The sequence below is a fragment of the Roseateles sp. UC29_93 genome, assembly GCF_042695725.1.
In the GTDB taxonomy this organism is placed as follows: domain Bacteria; phylum Pseudomonadota; class Gammaproteobacteria; order Burkholderiales; family Burkholderiaceae_C; genus Roseateles; species Roseateles noduli_A.
In genome coordinates, this window is the sequence record NZ_CP170545.1 from 3,965,833 (window position 1) to 3,989,329 (window position 23,497).

At 70.0% G+C, this 23,497-nt stretch carries 18 protein-coding genes; 9 read left to right on the top strand and 9 right to left on the bottom strand.

The window, feature by feature from the left end:
* Positions 1–98 precede the first annotated feature (98 nt).
* The 4 genes from ACFJIX_RS18420 to ACFJIX_RS18435 all read right to left on the bottom strand — a co-directional run bounded on the left by ACFJIX_RS18420 (position 99) and on the right by ACFJIX_RS18435 (position 4,988).
* Positions 99–938, bottom strand: coding sequence for a hypothetical protein (locus ACFJIX_RS18420; protein WP_377153500.1), 840 nt, complete (start codon positions 936–938; stop codon positions 99–101).
* Positions 935–2,386: an AAA family ATPase gene (locus tag ACFJIX_RS18425; RefSeq protein ID WP_377153502.1), complete on the bottom strand. Its 1,452-nt coding sequence runs from the start codon at positions 2,384–2,386 to the stop codon at positions 935–937. Before ACFJIX_RS18425 ends, ACFJIX_RS18420 begins: the two co-directional genes overlap by 4 nt.
* 128 nt (positions 2,387–2,514) lie before the next feature.
* Positions 2,515–4,440 (bottom strand): ATP-binding protein, encoded by a 1,926-nt coding sequence (locus ACFJIX_RS18430; protein WP_377153504.1) that lies wholly within the window; start codon positions 4,438–4,440, stop codon positions 2,515–2,517.
* A gap of 2 nt (positions 4,441–4,442) precedes the next feature.
* Positions 4,443–4,988 (bottom strand): molybdopterin-dependent oxidoreductase, encoded by a 546-nt coding sequence (locus tag ACFJIX_RS18435; protein ID WP_377153506.1) that lies wholly within the window; start codon positions 4,986–4,988, stop codon positions 4,443–4,445.
* A 361-nt stretch (positions 4,989–5,349) separates the two neighbouring features.
* On the opposite strand from ACFJIX_RS18435, the gene ACFJIX_RS18440 reads away from it, so the two are divergent.
* On the top strand, positions 5,350–7,062 hold the full coding sequence (locus tag ACFJIX_RS18440) for a long-chain fatty acid--CoA ligase (RefSeq protein ID WP_377153508.1): 1,713 nt from the start codon (positions 5,350–5,352) through the stop codon (positions 7,060–7,062).
* Positions 7,063–7,231: 169 nt separating this feature from the next.
* On the opposite strand, the gene ACFJIX_RS18445 is transcribed toward ACFJIX_RS18440, so the two are convergent.
* From ACFJIX_RS18445 to ACFJIX_RS18455, 3 genes are all read right to left on the bottom strand, one after another.
* Positions 7,232–8,080, bottom strand: coding sequence for a DUF924 family protein (locus tag ACFJIX_RS18445; RefSeq protein WP_377153510.1), 849 nt, complete (start codon positions 8,078–8,080; stop codon positions 7,232–7,234).
* Positions 8,077–10,242: a prolyl oligopeptidase family protein gene (locus tag ACFJIX_RS18450; RefSeq protein WP_377153512.1), complete on the bottom strand. Its 2,166-nt coding sequence runs from the start codon at positions 10,240–10,242 to the stop codon at positions 8,077–8,079. Before ACFJIX_RS18450 ends, ACFJIX_RS18445 begins: the two co-directional genes overlap by 4 nt.
* 115 nt (positions 10,243–10,357) lie before the next feature.
* Complete coding sequence (locus ACFJIX_RS18455; RefSeq protein ID WP_377153514.1) at positions 10,358–10,918, bottom strand: YaeQ family protein; 561 nt, start codon at positions 10,916–10,918, stop codon at positions 10,358–10,360.
* A gap of 197 nt (positions 10,919–11,115) precedes the next feature.
* On the opposite strand from ACFJIX_RS18455, the gene ACFJIX_RS18460 reads away from it, so the two are divergent.
* The 5 genes from ACFJIX_RS18460 to ACFJIX_RS18480 all read left to right on the top strand — a co-directional run bounded on the left by ACFJIX_RS18460 (position 11,116) and on the right by ACFJIX_RS18480 (position 15,768).
* On the top strand, positions 11,116–11,799 hold the full coding sequence (locus ACFJIX_RS18460; protein WP_377153516.1) for a hypothetical protein: 684 nt from the start codon (positions 11,116–11,118) through the stop codon (positions 11,797–11,799).
* 19 nt (positions 11,800–11,818) lie between these two features.
* A complete protein-coding gene (locus ACFJIX_RS18465; RefSeq protein WP_377153518.1) occupies positions 11,819–13,870 on the top strand; it encodes a M3 family metallopeptidase in 2,052 nt (683 codons plus the stop codon).
* A 254-nt stretch (positions 13,871–14,124) separates the two neighbouring features.
* The gene (locus tag ACFJIX_RS18470) at positions 14,125–14,400 is read left to right on the top strand and encodes a hypothetical protein (RefSeq protein ID WP_377153520.1); all 276 of its coding nucleotides are present in this window, start codon (positions 14,125–14,127) and stop codon (positions 14,398–14,400) included.
* 157 nt (positions 14,401–14,557) lie between these two features.
* Positions 14,558–15,388 carry an SDR family oxidoreductase gene (locus ACFJIX_RS18475; protein WP_377153522.1) on the top strand — a complete coding sequence of 277 codons (831 nt, stop codon included), beginning with the start codon at positions 14,558–14,560 and terminating at the stop codon, positions 15,386–15,388.
* 71 nt (positions 15,389–15,459) lie between these two features.
* The gene (locus tag ACFJIX_RS18480; RefSeq protein ID WP_377153524.1) at positions 15,460–15,768 is read left to right on the top strand and encodes a hypothetical protein; all 309 of its coding nucleotides are present in this window, start codon (positions 15,460–15,462) and stop codon (positions 15,766–15,768) included.
* 14 nt (positions 15,769–15,782) lie between these two features.
* Here ACFJIX_RS18480 and rsgA read toward each other — a convergent pair whose 3' ends face one another.
* Positions 15,783–16,700 carry a ribosome small subunit-dependent GTPase A gene (gene rsgA, locus ACFJIX_RS18485; protein ID WP_377153526.1) on the bottom strand — a complete coding sequence of 306 codons (918 nt, stop codon included), beginning with the start codon at positions 16,698–16,700 and terminating at the stop codon, positions 15,783–15,785.
* Positions 16,697–18,007 carry a M48 family metallopeptidase gene (locus ACFJIX_RS18490; RefSeq protein WP_377161843.1) on the bottom strand — a complete coding sequence of 437 codons (1,311 nt, stop codon included), beginning with the start codon at positions 18,005–18,007 and terminating at the stop codon, positions 16,697–16,699. The genes rsgA and ACFJIX_RS18490 overlap by 4 nt, the downstream gene beginning before the upstream one ends.
* Positions 18,008–18,119: 112 nt before the next feature.
* Between ACFJIX_RS18490 and orn the strand changes: the two genes are divergently transcribed.
* From orn to ACFJIX_RS18505, 3 genes are all read left to right on the top strand, one after another.
* Positions 18,120–18,722: an oligoribonuclease gene (orn, locus tag ACFJIX_RS18495; RefSeq protein WP_377153528.1), complete on the top strand. Its 603-nt coding sequence runs from the start codon at positions 18,120–18,122 to the stop codon at positions 18,720–18,722.
* A gap of 86 nt (positions 18,723–18,808) precedes the next feature.
* Positions 18,809–20,770, top strand: a complete 1,962-nt coding sequence (locus ACFJIX_RS18500; RefSeq protein WP_377153530.1) for a chorismate-binding protein — start codon at positions 18,809–18,811, stop codon at positions 20,768–20,770.
* Positions 20,712–23,060, top strand: a complete 2,349-nt coding sequence (locus ACFJIX_RS18505; protein WP_377153532.1) for a hypothetical protein — start codon at positions 20,712–20,714, stop codon at positions 23,058–23,060. The genes ACFJIX_RS18500 and ACFJIX_RS18505 overlap by 59 nt, the downstream gene beginning before the upstream one ends.
* The last annotated feature ends 437 nt before the right edge of the window (positions 23,061–23,497 follow it).

Genomic DNA, 23,497 nt, shown 5'->3' on the forward strand with positions numbered 1-23,497 from the left:
ACGAAGGGAATGCGTCCAATGTCTGCCGAATCGGCGCGAGCCGCTAGTCGGAAAGCCGCCCTCCGAAGAGGGGTTGAAGGGTGCAGACCTTTGGGGGATCAGGAGAGCAATCCCCACGTCCGCAGAAAATGCCGCGTCATCGCCGCGAACGGCTGATCGCCGTCGGCGCGGCGGCGGATGCCGGCGAGGACCTTCGCCGCGTTCGGTGACGTCGGCTCCATCTCCTGGAACGCGAGCGCCAGCGTGCGCAGCAGGTCGTAGTGATTCCAGCGCAGGCGCAGCAGCTCCGTGCGGTTGAGGCCGAGCACCTCGTCGGCCGCCTTCGCCGCGGCCTTGGCTTTCGCTGAACGTCCTCGCGCGATGAGCCAGACCTCCTTGGTCTCTTCGATCGCGTTCCACGACAGCAGCTTCTCGGGATCGACGAGGTAAGGATCCGGAAGATGCGGCTGCTCGCCCGCGAAGAAGCGCTTCAGCGATGCGTCCGTGGCGCCGGCCGGATCGAGGCAGAAGCTCGCGGCGAGCGCCGCCGCCTTGGCCGCGTCGACGGGCTGTGCGGCCGGCATGCGTGGTGGCTTCAATCGCGCGCCGGTGACCGGAAAGCTGTTGCCCTTGTAGACCTGGTTGCAGACCTGGCAGCTGAAGGTGTAGTTGTCGACGCAGTAGGCGAGCCACCAGTACAGGTCCTTCGGCCTGAAGTGCTCGACGTCCCCATGCGCGACCACGGCCGTGTCGGCCTCGCAGTACGCGCACTTGCCAGCCGAATCGAGCTTGAGCGCGGGCTTCGCGGTCGACCAGATCTGGCGCGCCTTGGGCTTGAAGTCGACCCGGCCGCCGTCCTCGTAGAAGTAGCCCTCGAGCTTAAGCAGCCGCTGCTGCAGCTTGGCGCCGGTGAATGCGCCCAGGCTCGCGGCGTCGCGGCCGCGCCGCAGTCGGATCACTTCGAGCGCTCCACCCGCTTCACCGCCGCCCTCAGCTTGGTCGGCGACAGCGCCGGTGCCGGTGCCGGCTTGGCCGGCTTCCGATCGGCTGCGGTGCCAGAGGACTTCTTCGCGACGGGCTTGCCGGCCGCGGCCTTCGTGGCGGGCGCGGACTTCGCCGCCTGCTTCGCGATCGTCGTCTTGAGTTCCTTCAGCAGCGCGGACTGCTGCCGCGCGTAATCGGGCACCGCGTCCCATTCGGGCGCGACGCGAAGCACCTCGGCGCTGCGCTGCAGCTGCGTGCGCTCGCGCGAGGTCAGCGCCTTGCCTTGCGTCTTCGTTTTCGTGTGCAGCTTGCGCGCCGTGTTCCGCGCGGTTTCCACCGCCACCGAGTCCATCGACTCCAACCCGAACATCGGGCTCATCAGCAGCTGGTGCAGCATCATGAGCCGCGGCTCGCCGACGAAAGGCACCAGCGTCGGCCGCTGCTTCGGTCCTTCGCGTCGGATGACGAAGAGCTCGCCTTCACCGCTCTGCTGCGCGGTCAGCGCCGAGTGCGTCGTCGCGATGAACTGGAAATGCGGCAGCAGGGTCGACAGGAAGTCCACCAGTTGCCGCCGCCACACCGGGTGCAGGTGCAGGTCGAGCTCGTCGATCAGCAGCACGCCGCGCGTGGCCAGCGGATCCTTGCGATCAGGGAAGGCTTCGGTGATGCGGAAGAGCAGGTCGCCGCACCATGCCGCCATGTTCTGGTAGCCGTCGGACAGCTGGTTCAACGGCACTTCGCCGTCGACCGTCTTGAACATCAACTGGCCCGACTCCTTGTCGATGCGCGAGAAGTTCATGCCCCGCATCAACTGGTTGAGTGCCGCGCGGATCGGCGCCAGCGCCGCATCGCCGCGCCGGTAGTCGAGGTCCATGGCCCAGCGCTGCAGCGACACCAGCGACGCGTCCGGCGAGAACATCGAGGCCAGCGCGCGTGCCCGCGACGAGCGCGCCGAATCGTCCAGCGGACCGCTCGAGCGCTTGCCGCCCTCCGGCGGGCGGCGGGAGACGCCGTAGCCCAGCACGAAGTAGTTGCGGTCGGCATGGCGGATCGCCGCGTCCAGCGCTTCCAGCGTCTGCGCGTTGCGCTCGAAGATCTCGCGCAGGCCGTCGCCGCGATGCAGCTCCAGCACGATCTCGCGCGGGTCACCCTTGGCCGTCACCAGCGTGCCGGCGATGCGGCACTGCCGCGCGCCATTGCGGATCCAGCTGTCGGTGTCGCCGAGCAGCTCGGGCAGGGCCTCGCTGCCCGCCAGCAGCAGGCCGATCGCACGCAGCACGGTGCTCTTGCCGCAGCCGTTCTCACCGAGCAGGAGCGTCCAGCGCCGGTTCGTGCCGGCCGGCGCGTCCGGACCGGCGCCGAAGTCGATCGCCAGCGACGCCATCGAGCGCACGTTGGTCAGCGCGATCCGGGACAGGTACATGGGCGGGGCTCTCCGTGGTGGAGAGGGACTATAAGAGAAGGCTCGTGGGCTTCGGCGAAGACGGCCCGCCGTGCCGTCGGCGCGGCCGGGCCACTTTCAAGCCACTTTCATGCCGCTTCCAAGCCGTTTCAGGCAGCTTCAGGTCTCGCCCGCGACGGCGCCAGCGTCTGCAGGCACGCGCGCAGGGTCTCCAGCTCGACCGGCTTGGCGAGGAAGGCGCTGATGCCGGCCTCGTCGGCCTTCCGGCGCGACTCCTCGAACGCGTCCGCCGAGAACGCGATGATCGGCAGCCGGCCGCGCGGCGCCGGCAGTTCGCGTATCAGCCGGGTCGCCTCGAAACCGTCCATCTGCGGCGTGTGCAGGTCCATCAGCACGATGTCGAACGGTTGCTGACGCAACGCATGCAGCGCCTGCAAGCCGTTCTCGCACAGGGTCGGATGATGGCCGAGCCGCTCCAGCATCGCCTCGATGACGATGCGGTTGGTCGGGTTGTCCTCGCTGACCAGCACGCGCAGGCCGGTGACCGGCTGGGCGGCGGCCGCCGCGTCCTGCGCCCCAGGGTAGGCGTTGGCCGCATTCGAGGCCTCCGCAACACCTGGCACGATGCGCCCCGGTGGCAGCTCCGCACCGGCGCGCAGCGGCAGTGCGAGCGTGAAGCGGGCGCCTTGGCCGACCGCGCTCTGCACGTGGATGTCGCCGCCCATCGCACGCGCCAGCCGGCGCGAGATCTCCAGCCCCAGCCCCGCGCCGCCGTGACGCCGCGAGGTGCTTGCGTCGCCCTGGCTGAAGCGCTGGAACAGCCGCGCCTGCGTCTGCGCGTCGATGCCGGGCCCGGTGTCGCTGACTTCGACCATCAGCAGGTCCTCGCCCAACGCGCCCACACCGCACCGCATCTGGCAGCCGACCTGACCGCGGTCGCAGAACTTCAGCGCGTTGCTGAGCAGGTTCAGCAGGATCTGGCGCAGCCGCGTCGGATCGGCCAGCAACCAGCCGGGCACGTCGTCGTCGACGCCGAAATGCAGCGACAGGCCCTTGGCCGCCGCCTGCGGCCGGCTCAGCGCCTCGAGTTCCTTCATCAGCGCGCCCGGCTGCAGCGGCTCCGGCGCGATCGACAGGCCGCCGGCTTCCATGCGCGTCACGTCCAGGATGTCGCCCAGGACCGCCAGCAGATGGCGCGCGCAGTCGTTCGCGGCCTTCAACTGCTCCTGCTGCGCGGACGTCAACGGCGCCTCCTTGATCAACCCCAGCATGCCCAGCAGCCCCTGCAGCGGCGTGCGCAGCTCGTGGCTCATGTTGGCAAGGAACACCGTCTTGGCGTGGTTGGCCGCGTCGGCCTCGCGCTGCGCGTCGGTGAGCCGGGCGGCCAGCGCCTTCTGCTTGTCGCCGTAGCGCTCCAGCCCGCGGAACTGGCGGTAGATGACGGCCGCGAACAGCAGCGTCATCGCCGACAGCGCCGCCGTCAGGCCCAGGCTCACGCGGCTCTGGTTGCGCACGATGTCGTTGCGCCGGGTGACGTCCTCGGCGACGTGGTGGGTCGAGGTCAGCGACAGGTCACGGATGGGATCGGCCAGCGGCTCCAGCCGGTCGATGATCGCGACGATGCGCTCCGGATGCTCGCGGATCAGCGCGCCGTTGAGCGGCAGCGCGTCGGCCCAGCGCACGAAGTCCTGCGTGCGCGCGAGCGTGCGCTGGTAGTCCGGGTGATGCGCCAGCACGAGCGCGGCGTGTTCGCTCTCCACCAGGTTCAGGCGGCTGACGAAGATCTCGTAGCGTTGCGCGACCTGGTCGGGATCGACCGCCACGCTGGGCCCGGCGGCCTGCTCGAGCGCCAGGCGCAGCTTCAGGTATTCGGTCTCGAACTGGAACAGGCTCCAGACGAGGTAGTCGTCCTGGTAGCGCCGCGTGCCGTTGAGCGCCTCGTACTGGCGCGCCTGCAGCCAGGCGACGCCCGCGAGCGCCAGCACCAGCAGCAGGCCCATCGCGGAGACGGCGATGCGCCAGCGGCGCTTGGCGTTGGCCTTGGCGCTCACGAGGCGGGCGGCGTCGCGTGTCATGCTCAGCGCAGCTCCAGGTGGGTGAGCTGCCACGCCGAGCGACCGTAGAAGATGCTGCTGCGCAGTTCGGGCGCGCGGTCGAACGGGTAGATCAGGAACAGCGGGCCCTTGTCGCGCACGGCCATGGGCTTGTCGTCGATCAGCCGCGCGACGATCACGTCGTAGCGCGCGCTGTCGTCGACGGGAATGCTGACGCGGTAGTCGTTGAGCGCGCGGGCTTCGATCGTGCGGCCCTGCGCGCCGGCGGCGGCGAGCACGTCGCGCAGCAGCGGGCCGGTGAACTTGCGCGGGCTCGGGTACCAGGGGGTCTGTGTGCTGAAGCTGACCTGCGGCAGCTTTTCGAGCATGGCCATGTCGAAGGCGGCACGGCCGTCGCGGTTGGCGTTGCGCAGCGCGCCGCCGACGGTCAGCACGACCGGACCGGCGGGCAGGTCCAGCGGCGGCGCGGCGGGGAGCGCCCACGCCGTTGATGCGTCGGTGGATCCCAGGACACAGGTCAACAGCCCCAGCAGGGTGGAACGGCGCGCGATCAGCATGGACGGAGGCACGACCCGGCCTCGCATCGACGCTGCCGGATCGGAAGCGGATGCCGTACGGGACATTGGTGAAAGCCCGCATGCTACGCGCGGCGCCCGGGCGGAGCATCTACGGGACCACCCCAATGGCGGGGATGCAGTCTGGTTTACGCCACACGTGGGCGTGGAACGCGCGGGCTGGGCGCTTGGACTGCGGTGGGCCAGGCGCGGGCACTCCACGGCGCAGGGGGCATCCCTCCGGGAACCCCCAGCGCCATTCCGGCCCCATCGGCGCTCGCTGTCCTCGCGCTCCATCGGGGGTTGTCGCTGCCGTGACAAGGTGGGTCGTGAGACCGACTGAAGATCGGTCCAAACAAAGACAGGAGACAGATCGATGACGCGCGTGGTCACCCCCCGTCCCGAGAACGCCGACGTGCAGTACAGCCATTGGCCGGCCAGGTTGCCGCGGCGGCTGGCGATTCCGCGGACCTCGCTGTGGTTCAACCTCGAGGTCGCCGCGAACCGTTATCCAGACAAGGCGGCGACGCAGTTCCTCGGTGCGACGCTGAGCTTCCGCGAGATGCGCCGCCAGGCCGAGGCGCTCGCCGGCTGGTTGCGGGCGCAGGGCGTGGGCAAGGGCGACCGCGTCGCGCTGTTCCTGCAGAACTGCCCGCAGTACCTGATCGCGTTCTATGCGATCAACCGCGCCGATGCGGTCGTGGTGCCGGTCAATCCGATGAACCGCCAGGACGAGTTCGGCCATTACCTGACCGACCCCGAGACCAAGGTCGTGATCTGCAGCGGCGAGCTCGCCGGCATCGTCGCGAAAGCCGCGGAAACCCTGCCGGTGTCGCAGCGTCCGCGCGCGGTGCTGGTGACGCAGTACTGGCAGATGCTGCCGCCCGCCGGCCCCGATCCCGCCTGCGATGCGCCCGAGGCGATGCGCGCCTGGTTGACCGCCGTGCACGAGCTGCCGCCGGGCGCGACCGACTGGCGTGAGGCGATCGCCGCCGGCCTCGTGCCGGGGCCGCACACCGCGGGGCCCGACGATCTCGCGATGCTGCCCTACACGTCGGGCACCACCGGTCTGCCCAAGGGCTGCGTGCACACGAACGCGACACTGATGGCCAACAGCTGCGGCGGCTGCCAGTGGGGCTATGCCAGCGCGGAATCGGTGGGACTGGCGGTGGTGCCGATGTTCCACATCACCGGCACGCTCTACGGGGTGCTGGGCCCCGTGTTCATCGGCATGACGCTCGTGATCATGCCGCGCTGGGACCGCGAGCTCTGCGGGCGGCTGATCTCGCGCTACCAGGTCACGCACTGGACCTGCATCCCGACGATGATCATCGACCTGTTCGCCAGCCCCAACTACAAGTCCTTCGACCTGCGGAGCCTGCGCTACCTGAGCGGCGGCGGCGCGGCGATGCCCAAGGCCGTGGCGGAACGGCTGCAGGAAGAGTTCGGCCTGACCTTCGCCGAAGGCTACGGCCTGACCGAGACCGCCGCGCCCAGCCACGGCAATCCGCCCGAGCGCGCGAAGCTGCAGTGCCTGGGCATCCCGATCTTCGGCGTCGATTCGCGCATCGTGGATCCGACGACGCTCGAGGAACTGCCGGTCGGCGAGGTGGGCGAGATCATCACGCACGGCCCGATGGTGTTCCAGGGCTACTGGCGGCAACCGGAAGCGACCGACGCAGCCTTCGTCGAGCTCGACGGCAAGCGCTTCTTCCGCACCGGCGACCTCGGACGCATGGACGAGGAGGGCTACTTCTTCATCACCGACCGGCTCAAGCGGATGATCAACGCCAGCGGCTACAAGGTCTGGCCGTCGGAGGTGGAGATGCTGCTGTACCGCCATCCTGCCGTGCAGGAAGCCTGCATCATCGCGGCCAAGGACGCTTATCGCGGCGAGACGGTGAAGGCCGTCGTCGTGCTGCGCGCCGAGGCCAAGGGCAAGACCACCGACAAGGACATCATCGATTGGGCCCACGAACACATGGCAGCCTACAAGGCGCCTCGCATCGTGGAGTTCGTCGACGCGCTGCCCAAGTCGGGGTCGGGGAAGGTCATGTGGCGGCTGCTGCAGGAGAAGGAACCGACGTAAGAGCACCTCGCCGACTGCCCTCGGGCAGGGCCGGGGCAGGCGACTCCCGTCGTGCCTCGGGCGCTCAACTCCCTTCGCTCACCTTCGGCTCGCTGCGGTCAGACAGAACGCGCCTGGTCAGTCTTGACGGCACGACTTCGTCGCTTGCCCCGGCCCTGCCCGAGGGCAGTCAGAATCGCGAACCGGGCTGTTGCAGGAACTCAGTCTCCTCAGGGGTGCTCTCGCGGGCGAGGATCTCGTTGCGATGCGGGAAACGACCGAAACGGACGATGACGTCGCGGTGCCTGCGCGCGTAGTCCAGCGCGTCCTTCAGGCGCTCGTCCTCGGCAGCCAGCGCCTCGAAGATCGCGACGCTGCGGTCCTGCATCGCGAGGTCCTCGGCGTGCTCCAGTGGCATCGCAACGAACCAGCGCTCCAGCGTGCCGAGGTCCTGCGCGCGCGGCAGCAACGTCAGCGCGGCCTCCAGCGCCAGCGCGTCACCAGCGAAGGACGTCGGCGTGTCGCGGTGGACGTTGCGCGTGAATTGGTCCAGCACCAGGATTCGCGCCAGCGCGCCCCAGGCCGTGGAGTCCCATTCGCGCAGGCCGCCGCGCAGCGCCTGCTCGATGACGGGTCCGAAGCGCTCGCGCAGCGCCGCGTCGAAGGCCGCATCCTTCTTGAACCACTTCATCTGGACCTGGCCGTCCTGCTCGCTGCCGGGCAGGCCGAACCATTCGTTGAGCACGCGCTGCGCCGGTGCCGGCGTCAGCAGCCGTTGCCAGCGCGGATGTCGCAGCAGCCAGTGCCGCACGTAGCTGCAGCCCGGCACCAGCTGCAGCGGGAACTCCGCCAGCCAGCGCGCGGCGGCCTCCACCAGCGCGGCGGCGAGGCCTTGCCCGCTCAACTGCGCCGGCACGCCGGTGTGGGTGATGATCAGCTGTTCGCCGTGGCGCTCATAGTCGAGCCGGCATTGCAGTCCGGGTTGCGGCTGCGCAAGAAAGCATCTCGCGTCGGGATGATGCTGGATGACCAGATTCAAGATACGTCTCCACGAGGGGACTCCCTGCCGAGTTGCCGCCACAGGTAGGCGAACTCGAGGGCTTGCAACAGCGCCCGCTGCTGGTTGTCCGCAGCGCCGCCGTGGCCGCCCTCGATGTTTTCGTAATAGAAGCACGCCTGGCCCAAGGCCAGCATGCGAGCCGCCATTTTCCTCGCATGGCCGGGATGCACGCGGTCGTCGCGCGTCGAGGTGGCGAACAGCGCCCTCGGATACGTGACGCCCGGCTTGAGCTGCTGGTACGGGCTGTATGCGGCGATGTGCGCCCAGTCGTCGGGGTCGTCGGGGTCGCCGTACTCGGCCATCCAGGAGGCGCCCGCCAGCAGCAGGTGATACCGCTTCATGTCGAGCAGCGGCACCTGGCACACCACCGCGCCGAACAGCTCCGGCCGCTGCACCATGCAGGCCCCGACCAGCAGCCCGCCGTTGCTGCCACCCATGATGCCCAGCCGTTCAGGCCGCGTCAGGCGGTGGGCGATCAGGTCCTCGGCCACGGCGATGAAGTCGTCGAAGCTGCGCTGCTTGTGCTCGAGCGTCGCCGCCTGGTGCCAGCGCGGACCGTACTCGCCGCCGCCGCGGATGTTGGCGACCACCAGTTGCCCACCACGCGCGAGCCACGCCCGGCCGTTGCCGCCCGAGTACCACGGCTGCAGCGAGACCTCGAAGCCGCCGTAGCCGTAGAGCAGCGTCGGCGTCTCCTGTTGCGCCTGCGCGCTGCGGCCGCGCTTGCCGATGACGAAGTAGGGCACCGTCTCTCCGTCGGCGCTGGTGGCGAAGCGTTGCTCGACCGTCATGCCGTGGGCGTCGAACTGCGCGCCGCGCTGCTTCAGCGTCTCGCGCGTGTCGACGCCGGCCTGCGCCAGGCAGACGACGTCGGGCGTGAGGAAATCGCAGTAGTGCAGCAGGTAGCGGTCGCCGAGCGCGTCCTCCAGCAGCTCCGGGTCGTGCAGGCTCTGCACGCTCAGCGTGCCGGGGAAGGGCGCCTTGACCTGGCGCAGCGTCGGCGGCCGGTGCGAGAGGTCCCATTCCTCGAGCCGGCTCGCGACGTGCTCGCTGACGTTGATCAGCAGGTGGTGGCGCGTCAGCGTGTAGTCCTCGAGCGAGCGCCCCGCCGTCGGCGAGAACATCACCCGGATGTGCTTGTCGTGCCGCTCGTTCTTCCAGAACGAGGCTTCCTCCATCAGCAGCAGCGAGCCCGACGGATAGGTCGGCCCGTGCGGGATGGCCCAGTCGGTGCGCGGACGCAGCAGCATCCATGGACCTTCCAGGTGGACGCTCATGTCGCTGGGCAGGTCGATCGGGACAAAGGCGCCGTCCTTCCAGAGGAAGCGCGCTTCGTTGTAGAAGTCCAGCGCGCGGCTGAAGACGACACGCTCGAAGCCCGGCGTGCGGTCGACCGACGCGGAGACGGAGACGTCCGCCTTCTCGCCTTCGAAGATCACCGGCGCGGCTTCGAGCGGCGTACCGCGCGCCCAGCGCCGGACCTGCCGCGGATAACCCGACTCGGTCAGCGAGTCCGGCCCGAAATCGCTGCCGACCAGCAACGTGTCGGCGTCCAGCCATTCGACGTCGCTCTTGGCTTCGGGCACGAAGAAACCGCCGTCGGTCGGCGCAATGAAGCGCAGCGTCTCCAGGTCGAATTCGCGCAGCTCGTGTGCGTCGGCGCCACCGTCGGACAGCGACACCAGGCAGCGCCGGTACTCGGGCGCCAGCGCCGTCGCGCCGTGGAAGACCCAGCTGCGGCCCTCGTCGCGACCCAGCGCGTCCAGGTCCAGCACCAGGCGCCAGGGCGGTTCGGCGAGCTGGTATTCCTCCAGCGTGCAGCGCCGCCACAGGCCGCGCGGATGGGCCTCGTCCTGCCACAGGTTGTAGAACCAGTCGCCGCGCCGCGCGACGTGCGGGATGCGGTCGCGGGCGTTGAGGATCTGCAGCAGCTCCTCGCGCACCGGTTCGAACTCGGGCTCCGCCTTCAGCGCGGCGAGGGTGGTCTCGTTACGCTCGCGCACCCATTGCAGCGCGCGTTCGCCCTCGTCGCCCTCGAGCGCTTCGAGCCACAGGAACGGATCGTCCCCGCCGGCGTGGGCCGCGACGGGGTCGATGGAGGCCGTGGGTTCGGCGGAAGCGGAAGGCACGGATTGCGACACAACGGTCTCCTGATCAAGCAACTCCCCGGGCAACTCCCTTTCCCGCCTGCGGGAGAGGGCAGGGGGAGGGCAGGGGTGAGGGCTGGGGTCTGCGCACCTCACCTTACTCCAGGTCTTACTCCTCGCGTTCCTTCAGCAATTGCGGCGTGATCTCCACCGCGCCCTTCTCGGTGCTGACGTACGCCGTTCCATCCTGGATGCTGACCTGCCACTGCATGCCGCGCTCGGCGAGTGCGGCCAGCGCCTGGGCCTGCTCCGCCGGAATCTGCCACACGGCCAGCTTGGGCGTGCGCTGCAGCTTGTTCTGGATGCCGGCCCACCACACGGGCGTGCTGGACGCGTAGCCGATGACGGTGACGCGGTCCGCCCGGCCATGCGCCTGGCGCAGGCGGCGTTCGTCGGGCTGGCCGAGTTCGATCCAGTGGACGACCTGGCCGGTCAGGTCGAGCTGCCACAGCGGCGGTTCGTCGACGTCGGACAGGCCCTTGCTGAACTCCAGCTTGCCGTGCAGGTCGTCGGCCGGCACGTTCAGCGCGTACGCGAGGATGCGCAGCATCATCCGCTCGTCGGTTTCCGACGGGTGGCGGGCGACGGTCAGGGAGTGCTCGCCGTAGACATGGCGGTCCATGTCGGAGAGCTGCAGCTGGGCTTTGTGGATGGTGGCCTTGAGCGCCATGGTGGGGTGCCGCCCGAGGCGGTCGTGTGCGGGGTGGACAGCCTGCCGTGCGGGCTGCACGCGGGCCGGAAACGATCTGAAGCGGCGCATTATCCGGGTCGTGGCATCATGCCGACCCGCACAGCGGACCGGTCGCGAGCCGGACGGTCCGTACCGACGAGACAGCGCCCATCCGGCGCAATGACTTGAGAGACGACATGAACACTCTTCGCACCTCCCTCGCCGTCGCGGCATTGCTGGCCTGCGGTCTGGCCTCCGCCCAGACGAGCGGCCAGACGAGCGCGCCGGCCAAGCCCGCCGCCAAGCCCGCCACGTCCGCCGCTCCGGCCGCGGCCACGACCACCAAGGGTGGCAAGGGCAAGCTGATGACGCGCGACGAGCTGCGCACCTGCATGAACACCAATCAGCAGAACGAAGCCACCGCCGCGGAACTCGACAAGAAGAAGGCCGAGGTCCTGAAGGAGCGCGACGAGCTGCGCGCCGCCAAGGCCGACTCCGACAAGTTCGAGGCCGACATGCAGGCGCAGAGCACGGCCCTGAAGGCCGAGATCGACGGCGTCAAGGCGTTCGGCGCGGAGATCGAGGCCGGCGCCGCCAAGATGGAGAAGGCGGAACTGAAGGCCAAGCAGGAGGAGTACCAGGCCCGCGCGAACGCGCTGCAGCCGAAGATCGACGCCTTCAACAAGGCCCGCAACGACCGCGTCGAAGGCAACAAGGCCTTCAACGTCCGCGTCGAGGCGCACCAGAAGCTCGCCGACGACTTCAACGAGGCCGTCGAGGATCTGAACGACAAGCGCAACGACTGGAAGTTCAAGTGCGGCAACCGTTCGTACGACGAGGCCGACGAGATCGCGATCAAGAAGGAACAGAACAAGAAGTGATGAGGAAGGGGCAGACCCGATGAGCACCAATCCGCTGCTGTCCGCCTGGACCGGCCCGTACGGGCTGCCCCCGTTCGACGCGATCCGCGCCGAACACGTCGAACCCGCCTTCGACGCCGCGCTCGCCGCGCACCGCGCCGAGCTCGACGCGATCGCCACGAATCCGGCCGCGCCGGACTTCGACAACACGCTGGCCGCGCTTGATCGCGCGGGCCGCGCGCTGACGGCGCTGGAACATCTGTTCTCGACGCTGAGCGCCTCGGCCAGTTCGCCCGAGCTGCAGGCCGTGCAACGCCGCATGGCCGCGCCGCTGGCGGCGCACACGAACGCGATCTACCTGAACGCGGCGCTGTTCGAGCGCGTCGAGCGGCTGCATGAACAGCGCGCGTCGCTGGGCCTGCCGGCCGAGTCGCTGCGGCTGCTCGAACGCGTGCACCTGGACTTCGTCCGCGCCGGCGCCCGCCTGCAGGGAGAGGCGCGCGCGCGTTACGCCGCGATCATGGAGCGGCAGGCCGAACTCAACACCCGCTTCGCGCAGAACGTGCTCGCCGACGAAAGCGGCTACCAGCTGGTGCTGCGCGGCGAGGCCGAACTGGCCGGGCTGCCGGACTTCGTCCGCGCCGCCGCGCGGCAGGCCGCGCTGGAACGCGGGCAGGCGGAAGCGGGCGTGCACGTCGTGACGCTGTCGCGCTCGCTGATCGTGCCCTTCCTGACCTTCAGCGAACGCCGGGACCTGCGCGAGCAGGCCTGGCGCGCCTGGGTTGGCCGCGGCGAGATTCCCGGCGAGACCGACAACCGAGCGCTGGTGCGGGAGCTCCTCGCGCTGCGCCATGAGCAGGCCGCGCTGCACGGTCACCGCAGCTTCGCGGACTATGCGCTCGCCGACACGATGGCCGGCCGGCAGTCCGCTGTTCAAGGCCTGCTGGACCAGGTCTGGGAGCCGGCCAAGGCAGCCGCCGCGCGCGAGCGGGCGATGCTCGACGAGGTCCGTGCGCAACTCGGCCACGACCTGACGATCGAGGCCTGGGACTGGCGCTGGTACGCGGAGAAGGTCCGCCAGCAGCGCTTCCAGCTCGACGAGGCCGAGGTCAAGCCCTACTTCCCGCTGGACGCGATGGTGCAGGCGATGTTCGACTGCGCCTCGCGGCTCTACGGCCTGCGCTTCGTCGCGCAGCCGCAGGTCGCCGGCTACCACCCGGACGTGAAGGTCTACGAGGTGCAGCGGCCGGACGGCTCGCTGCGCGGGATCTTCGTCCAGGACAACTTCGCGCGTCCGACCAAGCGCAGCGGCGCCTGGATGAACGCGCTCCGATGGCAGGCCCGCAACGGCATCGACGCGCTGCCCATCATCCTGAACAACAACAACTTCGCGAAGGGCGCGCCGGGCGAACCGACGCTGCTGTCCTTCGACGACGTGCGCACGCTGTTCCACGAGTTCGGCCATGGCTTGCACGGCCTGCTGTCGGACGTCGAGTTCGAGCGCCTGTCCGGCACGCAGGTGCTGCGCGACTTCGTCGAGCTGCCGTCGCAGCTGATGGAGCACTGGATGGCCGAGCCCGAGGTGCTCAAGCGGCACGCGCGGCACTACAAGACCGGCGAGCCGCTGCCCGATGCGCTGCTCGACCGTCTGAAGGCGGCCGCGACCTTCAACCAGGGCTACGAGACGGTGCGCTACTGCGCGTCGGCGCTGGTGGACCTCGCGCTCCACGGGCGGGAACAGGCCGACGCGCCGGATCCGGTCGCCTTCGAGCGCGAGACGCTGGAACGCCTGGGCCTGCCGCCGGCGATCGGCATGAACCACCGGTTGACGCACTTCCAGCACCTGTTCTCGGGCAGCTATTACGCGTCCGGCTACTACGTCTACCTGTGGGCGGAAGTGCTGGACTGCGACGCCTTCGAGGCCTTCGTCGAAGCCGGCGATCCGTTCGACGCGGCGACCGCGCAATCGGTACTGGCCAACATCCTGTCGGTCGGCAACAGCCGCGAACCAGGCGCGACCTATCGTGCCTTCCGTGGCCGCGATGCGCGCGTGGAGCCGATGTTGAAGGGCAGGGGACTGATCCCCGCCTGATGCGCGTGCGCTGACATCACGCGGATACCGCGTGGATATCAGTCGGATATCAGGCGGTCATCCGACTGACGAGGGGCCCCGGAAGGGGCCCCTAGTTCATGGGGTAAACCCTTCCGACGGGTGTCATTCATCGCGCCCTGCCGCAGTTCATCGCCGGCTGGCACGGGTTGGTCGCAGCCGACTTTCGCTAGGGGTTAACCCAGGTAATCATTCGTCCCATGCCGCAAGAGCAACCCGCGGCCCCGGAGGACGAGATGAACACCATTCGCTGCTACGACCGATTCACGAACGTCAAGCGCGTCGCCGCGCTGATCGGCGTCGCGACCGGCATCGCCGCGGGCCTGCTGCTGGCGCTGCCCAGCCGCGCCGAAGAGCCGCAGCGACTGCCCACGGTGGTCATCAACGGCAAGTCGACCCAGACACTGGCCGCGCTGCGCGCTGCCGGCGACGTGCGGACGCTGCCGACGGTCGTCGTCACGTCCCGCCGCGCGGATCGTCCGATGGACGGCGAACAGGTGGCCGCGCGATGAGCGAACACGACGTCCTGTCCGGCATCCGCCTGTCGTGGCCGGCTCCGCTCCAAGGCGCGATGCAGGGGGCGACCCCAAGGGCGATGGCGGGCGCAGAGCGCGCCGCCGCTTCAGCGTCGCGTCAGCCGATTTCCCCCGTGCTCCCTATGATGGGGGGATGGACTCTGCCCACGCCGCCCTCGATTCCGTCGCTGCCGACGTGACCCCCTCGCCCGAGGTCGTCCCGCTCGCCGCAGCGACGCCCTCCAAGCTGCGATTCGCCGCCGTGACCGGCGCCGGGTCGGGCATCGGCCGCGCCGCCGCGCAGGCGCTGATGCAGGCCGGCTGGCAGGTGGCGCTGCTGGGCCGCCGCGACGAGATGCTGCGCGAGACCGCCGCGTTCGCCCCGGAGCGCGCGCTCGTGCTGCCCACCGACGTCGCCGACGAGGCACAGGTCGCCGCCGCCTTCGACGCCATCGAACGCCGCTGGGGCCGGCTCGATTTCCTGTTCAACAACGCCGGTCGCGGCGCGCCCGCGTCGGACATCGACGAGCTCAGCATCGAGACCTGGCGCGCCGTCGTCGACATCAACCTGACCGGCAGCTTCCTGTGCGCCCGCGCCGCCTTCGGGCTGATGAAGCGGCAGTCGCCGCGCGGCGGACGCATCGTCAACAACGGCTCGATCTCGGCGCATGCGCCGCGGCCGGGGTCGATCGCCTACACCTCGACCAAACATGCCATCACCGGCCTGACGAAGACGCTGGCGTTGGACGGCCGCAAACATGACATCGCCGCGGGCCAGCTCGACATCGGCAACGCCGAGACCGACCTGACCGAGCGCTTCGTGCACGGCGTGCCGCAGGCGCACGGCGGCACGATGGTCGAACCGCGGATGGACGTCGCGCATGCCGCCAGCGCGCTGCTCTACATGGCGGAATTGCCGCTGTCGGCCAACGTGCCGTTCCTGACGGTCATGGCCACCAAGATGCCCTACATTGGTCGAGGATGATTTTTGGGGGATCCGGGGCGTGATGGCCCCGCGGACTTGAATCCGCGCGATCGCCCCGATCTGAAGGAACGATGAACGCTCTCTCCACGCTTTTCTCGATCGCCGCCCGCCTCGTGCTGGCGGTGGCTTCCATCGTGCTGTTCCTGGTGGTGCTCGCCGCCGGGCTGGTGATCTTCGGCGTCGTGCTGCTGTGGAGCCTGATCCGCGGCCGCAAGCCGACGCTGCACACGGCCACGTTCCGCCGCGCGGCGCAGTTCCGTTCGCAGGCGTTCCGACCAGGTGCGATGAACGGAATGAACGGCAGCCGTGCGCCGCAGGGCGAAGTGATCGACGCGGAAGTCCGCGAAGTCCCGAACAGCGATCCCCGACTGGAACGCTGACTGCGTCGCCCCGCTCAATACTTCGGCGGTGCGCTGAGCTCGTCCCAGAGCTCGTCGTAGATGCGGTAGCGCGAGGGGCTGATCTTTCCCGCCTCGACGGCAACCAGCACCGCGCAGCCCGGCTCGTGCCGGTGGCTGCAGTTGTGGAAGCGGCACTCGCCCAGATACGGCTGGAAATCGGGCATGTAGCTCGCCAGGTCCGGGGCCGTGATCTGCCGGAGTCCGAATTCCTGGAAGCCCGGCGAGTCAAGCAGTGCGGCCTCTCGTGCCGCGTCCATCCAGTACCACTGCGTCGTGGTCGTCGTGTGGCGGCCCGAGTTCAGCGCCTGCGAGATCTCGCCCACCTGCGCCTTCGCATCCGGCACCAGCAGGTTGATCAGTGTGCTCTTGCCGGTGCCGCTGGGGCCCAGCACCAGCGTCGCCTGGCCGTGCAGCAGCGGTCGCAGCGTGTCGCTCGCCTCGTCCGGCCGGCCCTTGAAACTGAGCTCCAGCACGCGCTGGCCCATCGCCTTATATGGGGCGAGGCGCTCGCGCGCCGCGTCCGCGCCGGGCAGGTCGGTCTTGTTCAGCACGATGTCGGCGGTGATGCCGGCGCTGCGCGCCGCGATCAGCGCGCGGGTGAGCTGCGACTCCGAGAACTGAGGGTCCACCGCCACCAGGATCAGCAGCCGGTCCAGGTTGGCCGCGAAGCTCTTGGTCTTCCACTCGTCCTGGCGGAACAGCAGGTTGCGGCGCGGGTCGACCTTCTCGATGACGCCCTCGTGATCGCTGCTGCGCTGCCAGCGCACGCGGTCGCCGACGACGCAATCGCTCTTCTTGCCGCGCGTCAGGCAGTGGATGCGCTGGCCGTCGGTGTCCTCGACGACGTAATGCCGGCCGTGCCCTCGCACCACCAGGCCGGTCTGGACGTCCTTGCCCGTGCTCGTGCTCATGCGGGTTGTCCCGTCGGCGTGGCGGGCATCGATGGCGTCACGAGCGACGCGATCGCCGCCAGCCGCTCACTGGCCGGCGGATGCGAGTAGTAGAAGCGCGCGAACACCGGGTCCGGCGTCAGCGTGCCGGCGTTGTCCTCATGCAGCTTCAGCAGCGCGTTCGACAGATCGGTGCCGCTGGCCTGCGCGCAGGCGTAGGCGTCCGCCTCGAACTCGTGCTTGCGCGACCACAGCGACATCAGCGGCGTCAGGAAGAACGCGAACGGCGGCAGCGCCAGCATGATCAGCAGCAGCGCCAGCGCGTCGTTGGGCGCTTCCAGGCTGGGCCGCACACCCAGGCCCAGGTAGAAGCCCGCCTGCGTGCTGAGCCAGCCCAGCAGCGCGAAGCCGGCCAGGCTCAACGCGAACATCAGCACCATGCGCTGCGGCACGTGGCGGCGCTTGAAATGACCCAGTTCGTGCGCGAGCACAGCCTCGACCTCCGGCGGGTTCAGGCGTTCCAGCAGCGTGTCGAAGAAGACGACGCGCTTGGCCGCGCCCAGACCGGTGAAATACGCATTGCCGTGCGCCGAGCGCCGGCTGCCGTCCATCACGAACAGGCCCTTGGCCGCGAAGCCGCAGCGTTGCATCAGCGTCTGGACGCGCTCGCGCAGCACGGCGTCCTCCAGCGGCTGGAACTTGTTGAACAGCGGCGCGATGACGGTGGGGTAGATCACCAGCATCAACAGGTTGAAGCCCATCCACGCGCCCCAGGCCCACAGCCACCAGCCGCTGCCGGCCTTGGCCATCAGCCACAGGATCAGCGCCGCGATCGGCAGGCCCAGCAGCGCGCCAACCGCCAGTCCCTTCACCCCGTCGACGAGGAACAGCTTGAGCGTCGTGCGGTTGAAGCCGAAGCGTTCTTCCAGCCGGAAGGTGTTGTAGATCGACCAGGGCAGGTCCAGCACGCCGGACAGCATGGCGAACGCGGCCAGCAGGCCGAGCTGGTAGCCCATGTCGCCGAGCTCGGGGCGCCACGACAGCATCCACTGGTTGAGCAGGTCCAGCCCGCCCAGCAGCGTCCATCCGACCAGCAGTGCGGTGTCCCAGGCCAGGTGCAGCGTGCCGAAGCGGCCGCGGGCGACGGTGTAGTCGGCCGCCTTCTGATGGGCCGACAGAGGCACCGTCCCGACGAACGCGGAAGGGACTGCGCCGCGATGCCGCGCCACATGGCGCATCTGGCGCGAGGACAGCCAGAGCTTGACCAGGAAGGACAGCATCACCGCGGCGACGAAGGCCGCGGTCAGCATCAGCGGGGAGTGGCTCAGCGCCGAGGGCGACGGAGCGGCGGCGAGCGCCGCGGGAGAGATCTGCATGGACGCAAGTGTAGAGGGGCCCGACTCGGCGACAATCGCGCCCAACCTGAAGGACAAGAACCCCATGACCACCGACACCACCGTCGCCCCCGCCGCTGGCGCCGGCGCCAATCCCGTGCTGCCGCTCAACGACCAGAACCTGATCTGGATCGACCTGGAGATGACCGGCCTGTATCCGGACAAGGACCGCATCATCGAGATCGCCGTCGTCGTCACCGACGCCCAGCTGACGGTGCGCGTCGAAGGCCCGGTCTTCGCGATCCACCAGTCCGACGCGATGCTGGACGGCATGGACGCCTGGAACAAGGGCACGCACGGCAAGAGCGGCCTGATCGACCGCGTCAAGGCATCGACGATCGCCGAGGCCGACGCCGAGCAGCAGGTCATCGATTTCCTGAAGGCCTACATCCCGGCCGGCAAGTCGCCGATGTGCGGCAACTCGATCTGCCAGGACCGCCGCTTCCTGGCCAACTACATGCCCAAGCTGGAAGACTTCTTCCACTACCGCAACCTGGACGTGTCGACGCTCAAGGAGCTCGCCCGCCGCTGGAAGCCCGCCGCGATGGAGGGCTTCGAGAAGGCCCAGAAGCACACGGCCCTGGCCGACATCCACGAATCCATCGACGAACTGCTCCACTACCGCGAGCATTTCCTGAAGCTGGATTGAGTCCGGCTTCAGGCGTGCCCGCCGCTCCCGCTTCCGTCCCCCTCCCGCTGTTGACGAGGAACGCGCCCCCGCGCGACTGAGACACGATGGACACCCCGCGCCGCCCTCAGGACCTGTGGGCGGCCTTCGACTTTCCGCGTCATCCGCTGGCGCGCGAGGACGGCGAACGCCTGCGTGGCGCCTTCTTCGCGCCGCCGTCGGAGCGCCTGATCGCGCGCGATCCCGATCGCCTGCGCGCCGTGCTGCGGCTGGCGCATGCCGCGTCGCGCGCCGGGGCGTGGGTGCTGGGCGGCCTGCGCTATGAGGCGGCGGGCGCGCTCGACGCGGTGCTGCGCACGCGGCCGGCGGGCGAGGCGCCGCTGGCGGAATTCCACGTCTGGCATGAAGCGCCGGCGCCGTGGCCGGAAGACCTGGCGGCGGCTGGCGCATCCCGCGCGCATCCGATGACGGCGTGGCGCGACACGCAGGCCGAGACCGATGAGCAGGCGCAGGTCGAGCGCATCCGCGAGTACATCCGCGAGGGCGACTGCTACCAGGTCAACCTCACGGCGCGGCTGAGCGCCGAGGCGCTCGACGGCTTCGACGAGGTCGCCCATTTCTTCGCGCTGCATGCGTCGCAGCCGGGCGGGTTCTCGATGTTCCTGCGGACCGGGACCGGGACCGGCGCCGGTACTGAAGGCGACGGCGGTGCCGTGGCGAGCGTCTCGCCGGAACTCTTCTTCGACTGGCGTCCGCTGCCCGAGACGCCGCAGGCCAGCCACACCTGGCTGCTGTCGGCGCAGCCGATGAAGGGCACGGCGCCGCGCGGCCGCGACCGCGCCGGCGACGAGGCCGCGCAGGCCTACCTGCGCACCAGCGCCAAGGAACGCGCCGAGAACCTCATGATCGTCGACCTGCTGCGCAACGACCTGTCGCGCGTGGCGGTGCCGGGCTCGGTGCGTGTGCCGCGCCTGTTCGAGCTGCACGCGCTGCCGACGGTCTGGCAGATGACGTCGACGATCGGCGCGGTCACGCGCTCGGGCCTCGCGCTGGACGAGGTCATGACCGCGCTGTTCCCCTGCGGCTCGATCACCGGCGCGCCGAAGAAGCGGGCGATGGAGGTCATCGACGAACTGGAGCCCGGCCCCCGCGGCTGGTACTGCGGCGCGCTCGGTCTGCTGCAGCCGGGCGGGGCCGTGACCTTCAACGTGCCGATCCGCACCGTCGAGCAGACGGGGCGTGCGCTGCGCTGCGGCGTGGGCAGCGGCATCACGCTGGACTCGCGGCCGGGGGACGAGATCGACGAGTGGCGCGCCAAGGCGCGCTTCCTGGCGCGTGCCCAGGCGCCCATCGAGGCCCTGGAAACGATGCGGCTCGACGACGGCGAGTTCGCCCGTGCCGGCCGGCACGTGGCGCGGATGCAGCGCACGGCGCGGCATTTCGGGCTGGCGTGGTCGGCGGACGCGGCGAAGGCGTGCCTCGTCGACATCGCGCGGCGCCATCCGCGTGGCGCGTGGCGCGTCCGTCTGACGCTGGCCCGCGACGGCACATTCAATGACACGGTGCAGGCCCTGCCGGCACCGATGGCCCCGGCGGCACCGACGGACAAGGGCGAGCCACTCATGGTGGCGCTGGCCCGGACGCCGATCGACACGCGCGGTGCGGGGGCGGAATTCATCCAGCACAAGACGACGCGTCGCGAGGTGTACCAGGTCTTCCTGGACGCCAAGCCGGCGGACTGCTTCGACGTGCTGCTGTTCAACCGGGATGGCGAGCTCACGGAGGGCTGCCTGACCAACCTCGCGCTGCAACAGGCGCCGGACGGGCCGTGGCTGACGCCGCGCGCCGCGGCCGGCCTGCTGCCCGGCACGCTGCGCGAGGAACTGCTGGAACAGGGCCGGCTGCGCGAGGCGCGGCTGACCCTGGACGATCTGCGGCGGGCGCATGCGCTCGCCATCTTCAACGGTGTCCGCGGCTGGCGTGAAGTGCGGCTGCGGCACGAGGATCCTCATGACGACGACTTCCCAACGACGCCGCCCCGCGGCGCGCAAGACCCGAGCGGTCAATGAAGCGGCCGCGCCGGTTGCGATCGACGCCGCCGTGGACACGGTGATCGAGCTCGCGCCCGAAGCGGTGGCCGAGGCGGTGCCGACCCCGGCGAGCGAAGCGCTCAAGCCCGCACGCAAGCGGCCTGCCCGCGCCAAGGCGATTGAAGCTGCTGCACCGGCGGCGTTGTCTGAGGTCGCTCCCGTGGCGACGGCAGAAGCCGCTGAAACGCCGGTCGTGATGGTGGCGGAGGCCGTCGTCGACGCCGATGCGCCAGCACCGAAGCGGCCGCCGCGCAAGCGCGGTGCCGCACCGAAGACCGCGGCGGTCGAGGAGCCCGCCGTCGCGGTCATGCTGGAGGCCGTCGAAGTTATGGCGGTCGCCGAGGCGCCAGCACCGCCGGCCGAGTCCGTTGCCGCCGACGATGCCGTTGCCCAGTCCGCCCCCGCCCGCAAGGGGCGCCGCAAGCCCAAGGCCGAGGCCGCCGTCGAGGAAGTTCCGGCGGAGCCGCCACGCTTCACGCTCGGCGCCCGCGAGGACGACGGCGTGTTCGGCGACTACGAACTGCGCGACGGCGAGACCGGCGGTACGTTCCGCCTGCGCCTGCTGGGTCGCCACACCTGGCGCTGCGATTGCGCTGGCTATCGGGATCAAGGCGCGTGCGAGCACGGCGGCCAGCTGCTGTCGCTATTCGACGCGGATCAGCACGCGGCGCTCGATGCCGGCTGGCCGGCGCGCGAGGCCGAGGTCTGGCTCGTGCCTGGCGACGAGCGCGAGCTTCAGTGGGTCTGCGGCCGCGAGGTGCCGCAACGATTGCGCGAGCAGGCGGGCCTGGACGTTCAACAACGCCGTCGTGCCGAGGGCGGCCACGCGTGGCTGCAGCAGGTGCTGAGCGATGCCCGCGCGCTGGGCGTCGTGCTGCGCGTCGATGCGCCGGTGTGGCCGCAACTGGCCTGCGGACGGGATGCGCAGGCGCGGGTGCAGCGCCTCGAAACCTTGATGGCCGACGGTGCCGCGATGCGCGCGCTGCTGCGCGACGAGCTGCCGACGCATGCGTGGGAGGCCGCGCTGTTTGCCGTCTGCGCGGGGCGTGCGTTGATCTCCGACGACCTCGGGCTGGGCCAGCGCGGCGCCGCCATCGCCGCGATCCAGCTGTGGGCGACGCTGTTCGGCGTGACGCCCGCCGTCGTCATCGCGCCGGAGTCCGCGCATGCCGCCTGGCAGCGCGACCTGAAGCGCTGGCTCGGCGACGACGCGAAGTCGGTGACGGTGGCCGCCGCGCCGCCCGCGAAGCCGCAGGCCGCGTTGCTGATCGTCGACGGCATCGAGTTGATGGGCGCGGATCGTCTGGCCGCGCTGCGCGCGCTGCCGGCCGCCCAGTTGCTGCTGATCGCGCACGAGGAGCCGCTGGGCGACGCGCGTCTGGGCGAGTGGGTCGACTGGCTCGACGACATGCGTCGCGGCCCGCTGTCCGATCTGCGGGTGCTGCCGGACGACGCCGGCAAGAAGGTCAGGCGCGACGCGCTGGAGCCAGTGTTGCTGTCGCGTCGCAAGCGCGAGCTGGACGAGCAATTGCCCGCGGCGTTGCTGACACCGCTGTGGCTGGATGGGGCGGGATCCACAGGCGCCAGCCTGCCGGCCGCGCCGCTGAAGCAACTGCGTCAACTGGTCGAGCGCTGGACCGCGCTGCGCTTCCTGTCGAGCGCCGAGCAGCAGCAGTTGCTGGAGGCGCTCGCGCTGCTGCCGCCGGCCTCGCGCCAGGCGCTGGCGGCCAAGGCCGAGGCCGTGCTTGCGTTGCGCCGCGAATGGATCCAGGCCGCCGCCGTGCCGGCCGCCGCGCGCTTGGTGATCTGCGCGCGCTCGGAGACGCTGCTCGACAGCCTCTCGATGTCGCCCCAGTTGCGCCGCCTGCCGCCGCAGCGCCTGCGCGCCGGTGATGCGACCGACGTCCGCGAGGCGGCGCTGTCGGCCTGGCGCGGCGCCGAGGCCGGCGTGCTGCTGGCCAGCGATGACGCGCTCGGCAGCCTGGACGAGGGTGCGCTCGCTGGCGACCGCGTCGCGATCGTCCACGCGGACCTGCCCTGGCAGCCTGCCGTGCTGGCGCGCCGCATCCAGGCGGCCTGCGGTGAGGACGCCTGCGGCGTGCCGTCGGCGCTGCTGCTGATCGAGGACTCCCTCGACGCGGCCGTGCTGCGCGCGCAGCGCGACGGCGTCGCCTTCCCCGACTGGCTGGATGCCAGCCCCGCCTGGCTGGCGGGCGATCAGCTCGACGCGCTGATGGCCGTGCTGCCGAAGCTGCTGGAAGGGCTGTGAGGCCCTGAGCGGCCTCATGGCGTCACCATGAGGCCGCTCCAAAGCCCGTCGCAATGATGCGCTAGGTGAAAACCCCGAACGCTGTTATAGTCGTGGGCTTCACCGCTTCTGGCGGTGCTTCGTACGTCTCCTCTGACCTCTTGCAGACCGCTGCGTCGGGCATCCGAATGGACTCCCACGCAGGCTCCGGCTCTCCGCCGAAGCTGTTTCCCGCCACGGGGAGCGCGCACTGCATGCCCTCGGGTTCGGTCGGCGGCGATGCCGTCGCTTTGACTGTTCCCCGGCGCCTCACCAGGCCCTTCATGCCGACCACGGCGGTTGCTCTGCAATCGCGCCGCGCATGTGTCTTTCTTTCCTGGTGATCGACGCGAGCTTTCTCCCAGCGACATCACGGTTCTGCCGCGATCACATCGATCTTGCGCGGCGACCAGGCGCTC

What these genes read in the sequence shown, in the direction of transcription:
- ACFJIX_RS18425 (WP_377153502.1), bottom strand. Translation starts at nt 2,386, where the DNA reads ATGTACCTGTCCCGGATCGCGCTGACCAACGTGCGCTCGATGGCGTCG.
- ACFJIX_RS18430 (WP_377153504.1), bottom strand. Translation starts at nt 4,440, where the DNA reads ATGACACGCGACGCCGCCCGCCTCGTGAGCGCCAAGGCCAACGCCAAG.
- ACFJIX_RS18440 (WP_377153508.1), top strand. Translation starts at nt 5,350, where the DNA reads ATGACGCGCGTGGTCACCCCCCGTCCCGAGAACGCCGACGTGCAGTAC.
- ACFJIX_RS18455 (WP_377153514.1), bottom strand. Translation starts at nt 10,918, where the DNA reads ATGGCGCTCAAGGCCACCATCCACAAAGCCCAGCTGCAGCTCTCCGAC.
- ACFJIX_RS18460 (WP_377153516.1), top strand. Translation starts at nt 11,116, where the DNA reads ATGAACACTCTTCGCACCTCCCTCGCCGTCGCGGCATTGCTGGCCTGC.
- ACFJIX_RS18465 (WP_377153518.1), top strand. Translation starts at nt 11,819, where the DNA reads ATGAGCACCAATCCGCTGCTGTCCGCCTGGACCGGCCCGTACGGGCTG.
- ACFJIX_RS18470 (WP_377153520.1), top strand. Translation starts at nt 14,125, where the DNA reads ATGAACACCATTCGCTGCTACGACCGATTCACGAACGTCAAGCGCGTC.
- ACFJIX_RS18475 (WP_377153522.1), top strand. Translation starts at nt 14,558, where the DNA reads ATGGACTCTGCCCACGCCGCCCTCGATTCCGTCGCTGCCGACGTGACC.
- ACFJIX_RS18480 (WP_377153524.1), top strand. Translation starts at nt 15,460, where the DNA reads ATGAACGCTCTCTCCACGCTTTTCTCGATCGCCGCCCGCCTCGTGCTG.
- rsgA (WP_377153526.1), bottom strand. Translation starts at nt 16,700, where the DNA reads ATGAGCACGAGCACGGGCAAGGACGTCCAGACCGGCCTGGTGGTGCGA.
- orn (WP_377153528.1), top strand. Translation starts at nt 18,120, where the DNA reads ATGACCACCGACACCACCGTCGCCCCCGCCGCTGGCGCCGGCGCCAAT.
- ACFJIX_RS18500 (WP_377153530.1), top strand. Translation starts at nt 18,809, where the DNA reads ATGGACACCCCGCGCCGCCCTCAGGACCTGTGGGCGGCCTTCGACTTT.
- ACFJIX_RS18505 (WP_377153532.1), top strand. Translation starts at nt 20,712, where the DNA reads ATGACGACGACTTCCCAACGACGCCGCCCCGCGGCGCGCAAGACCCGA.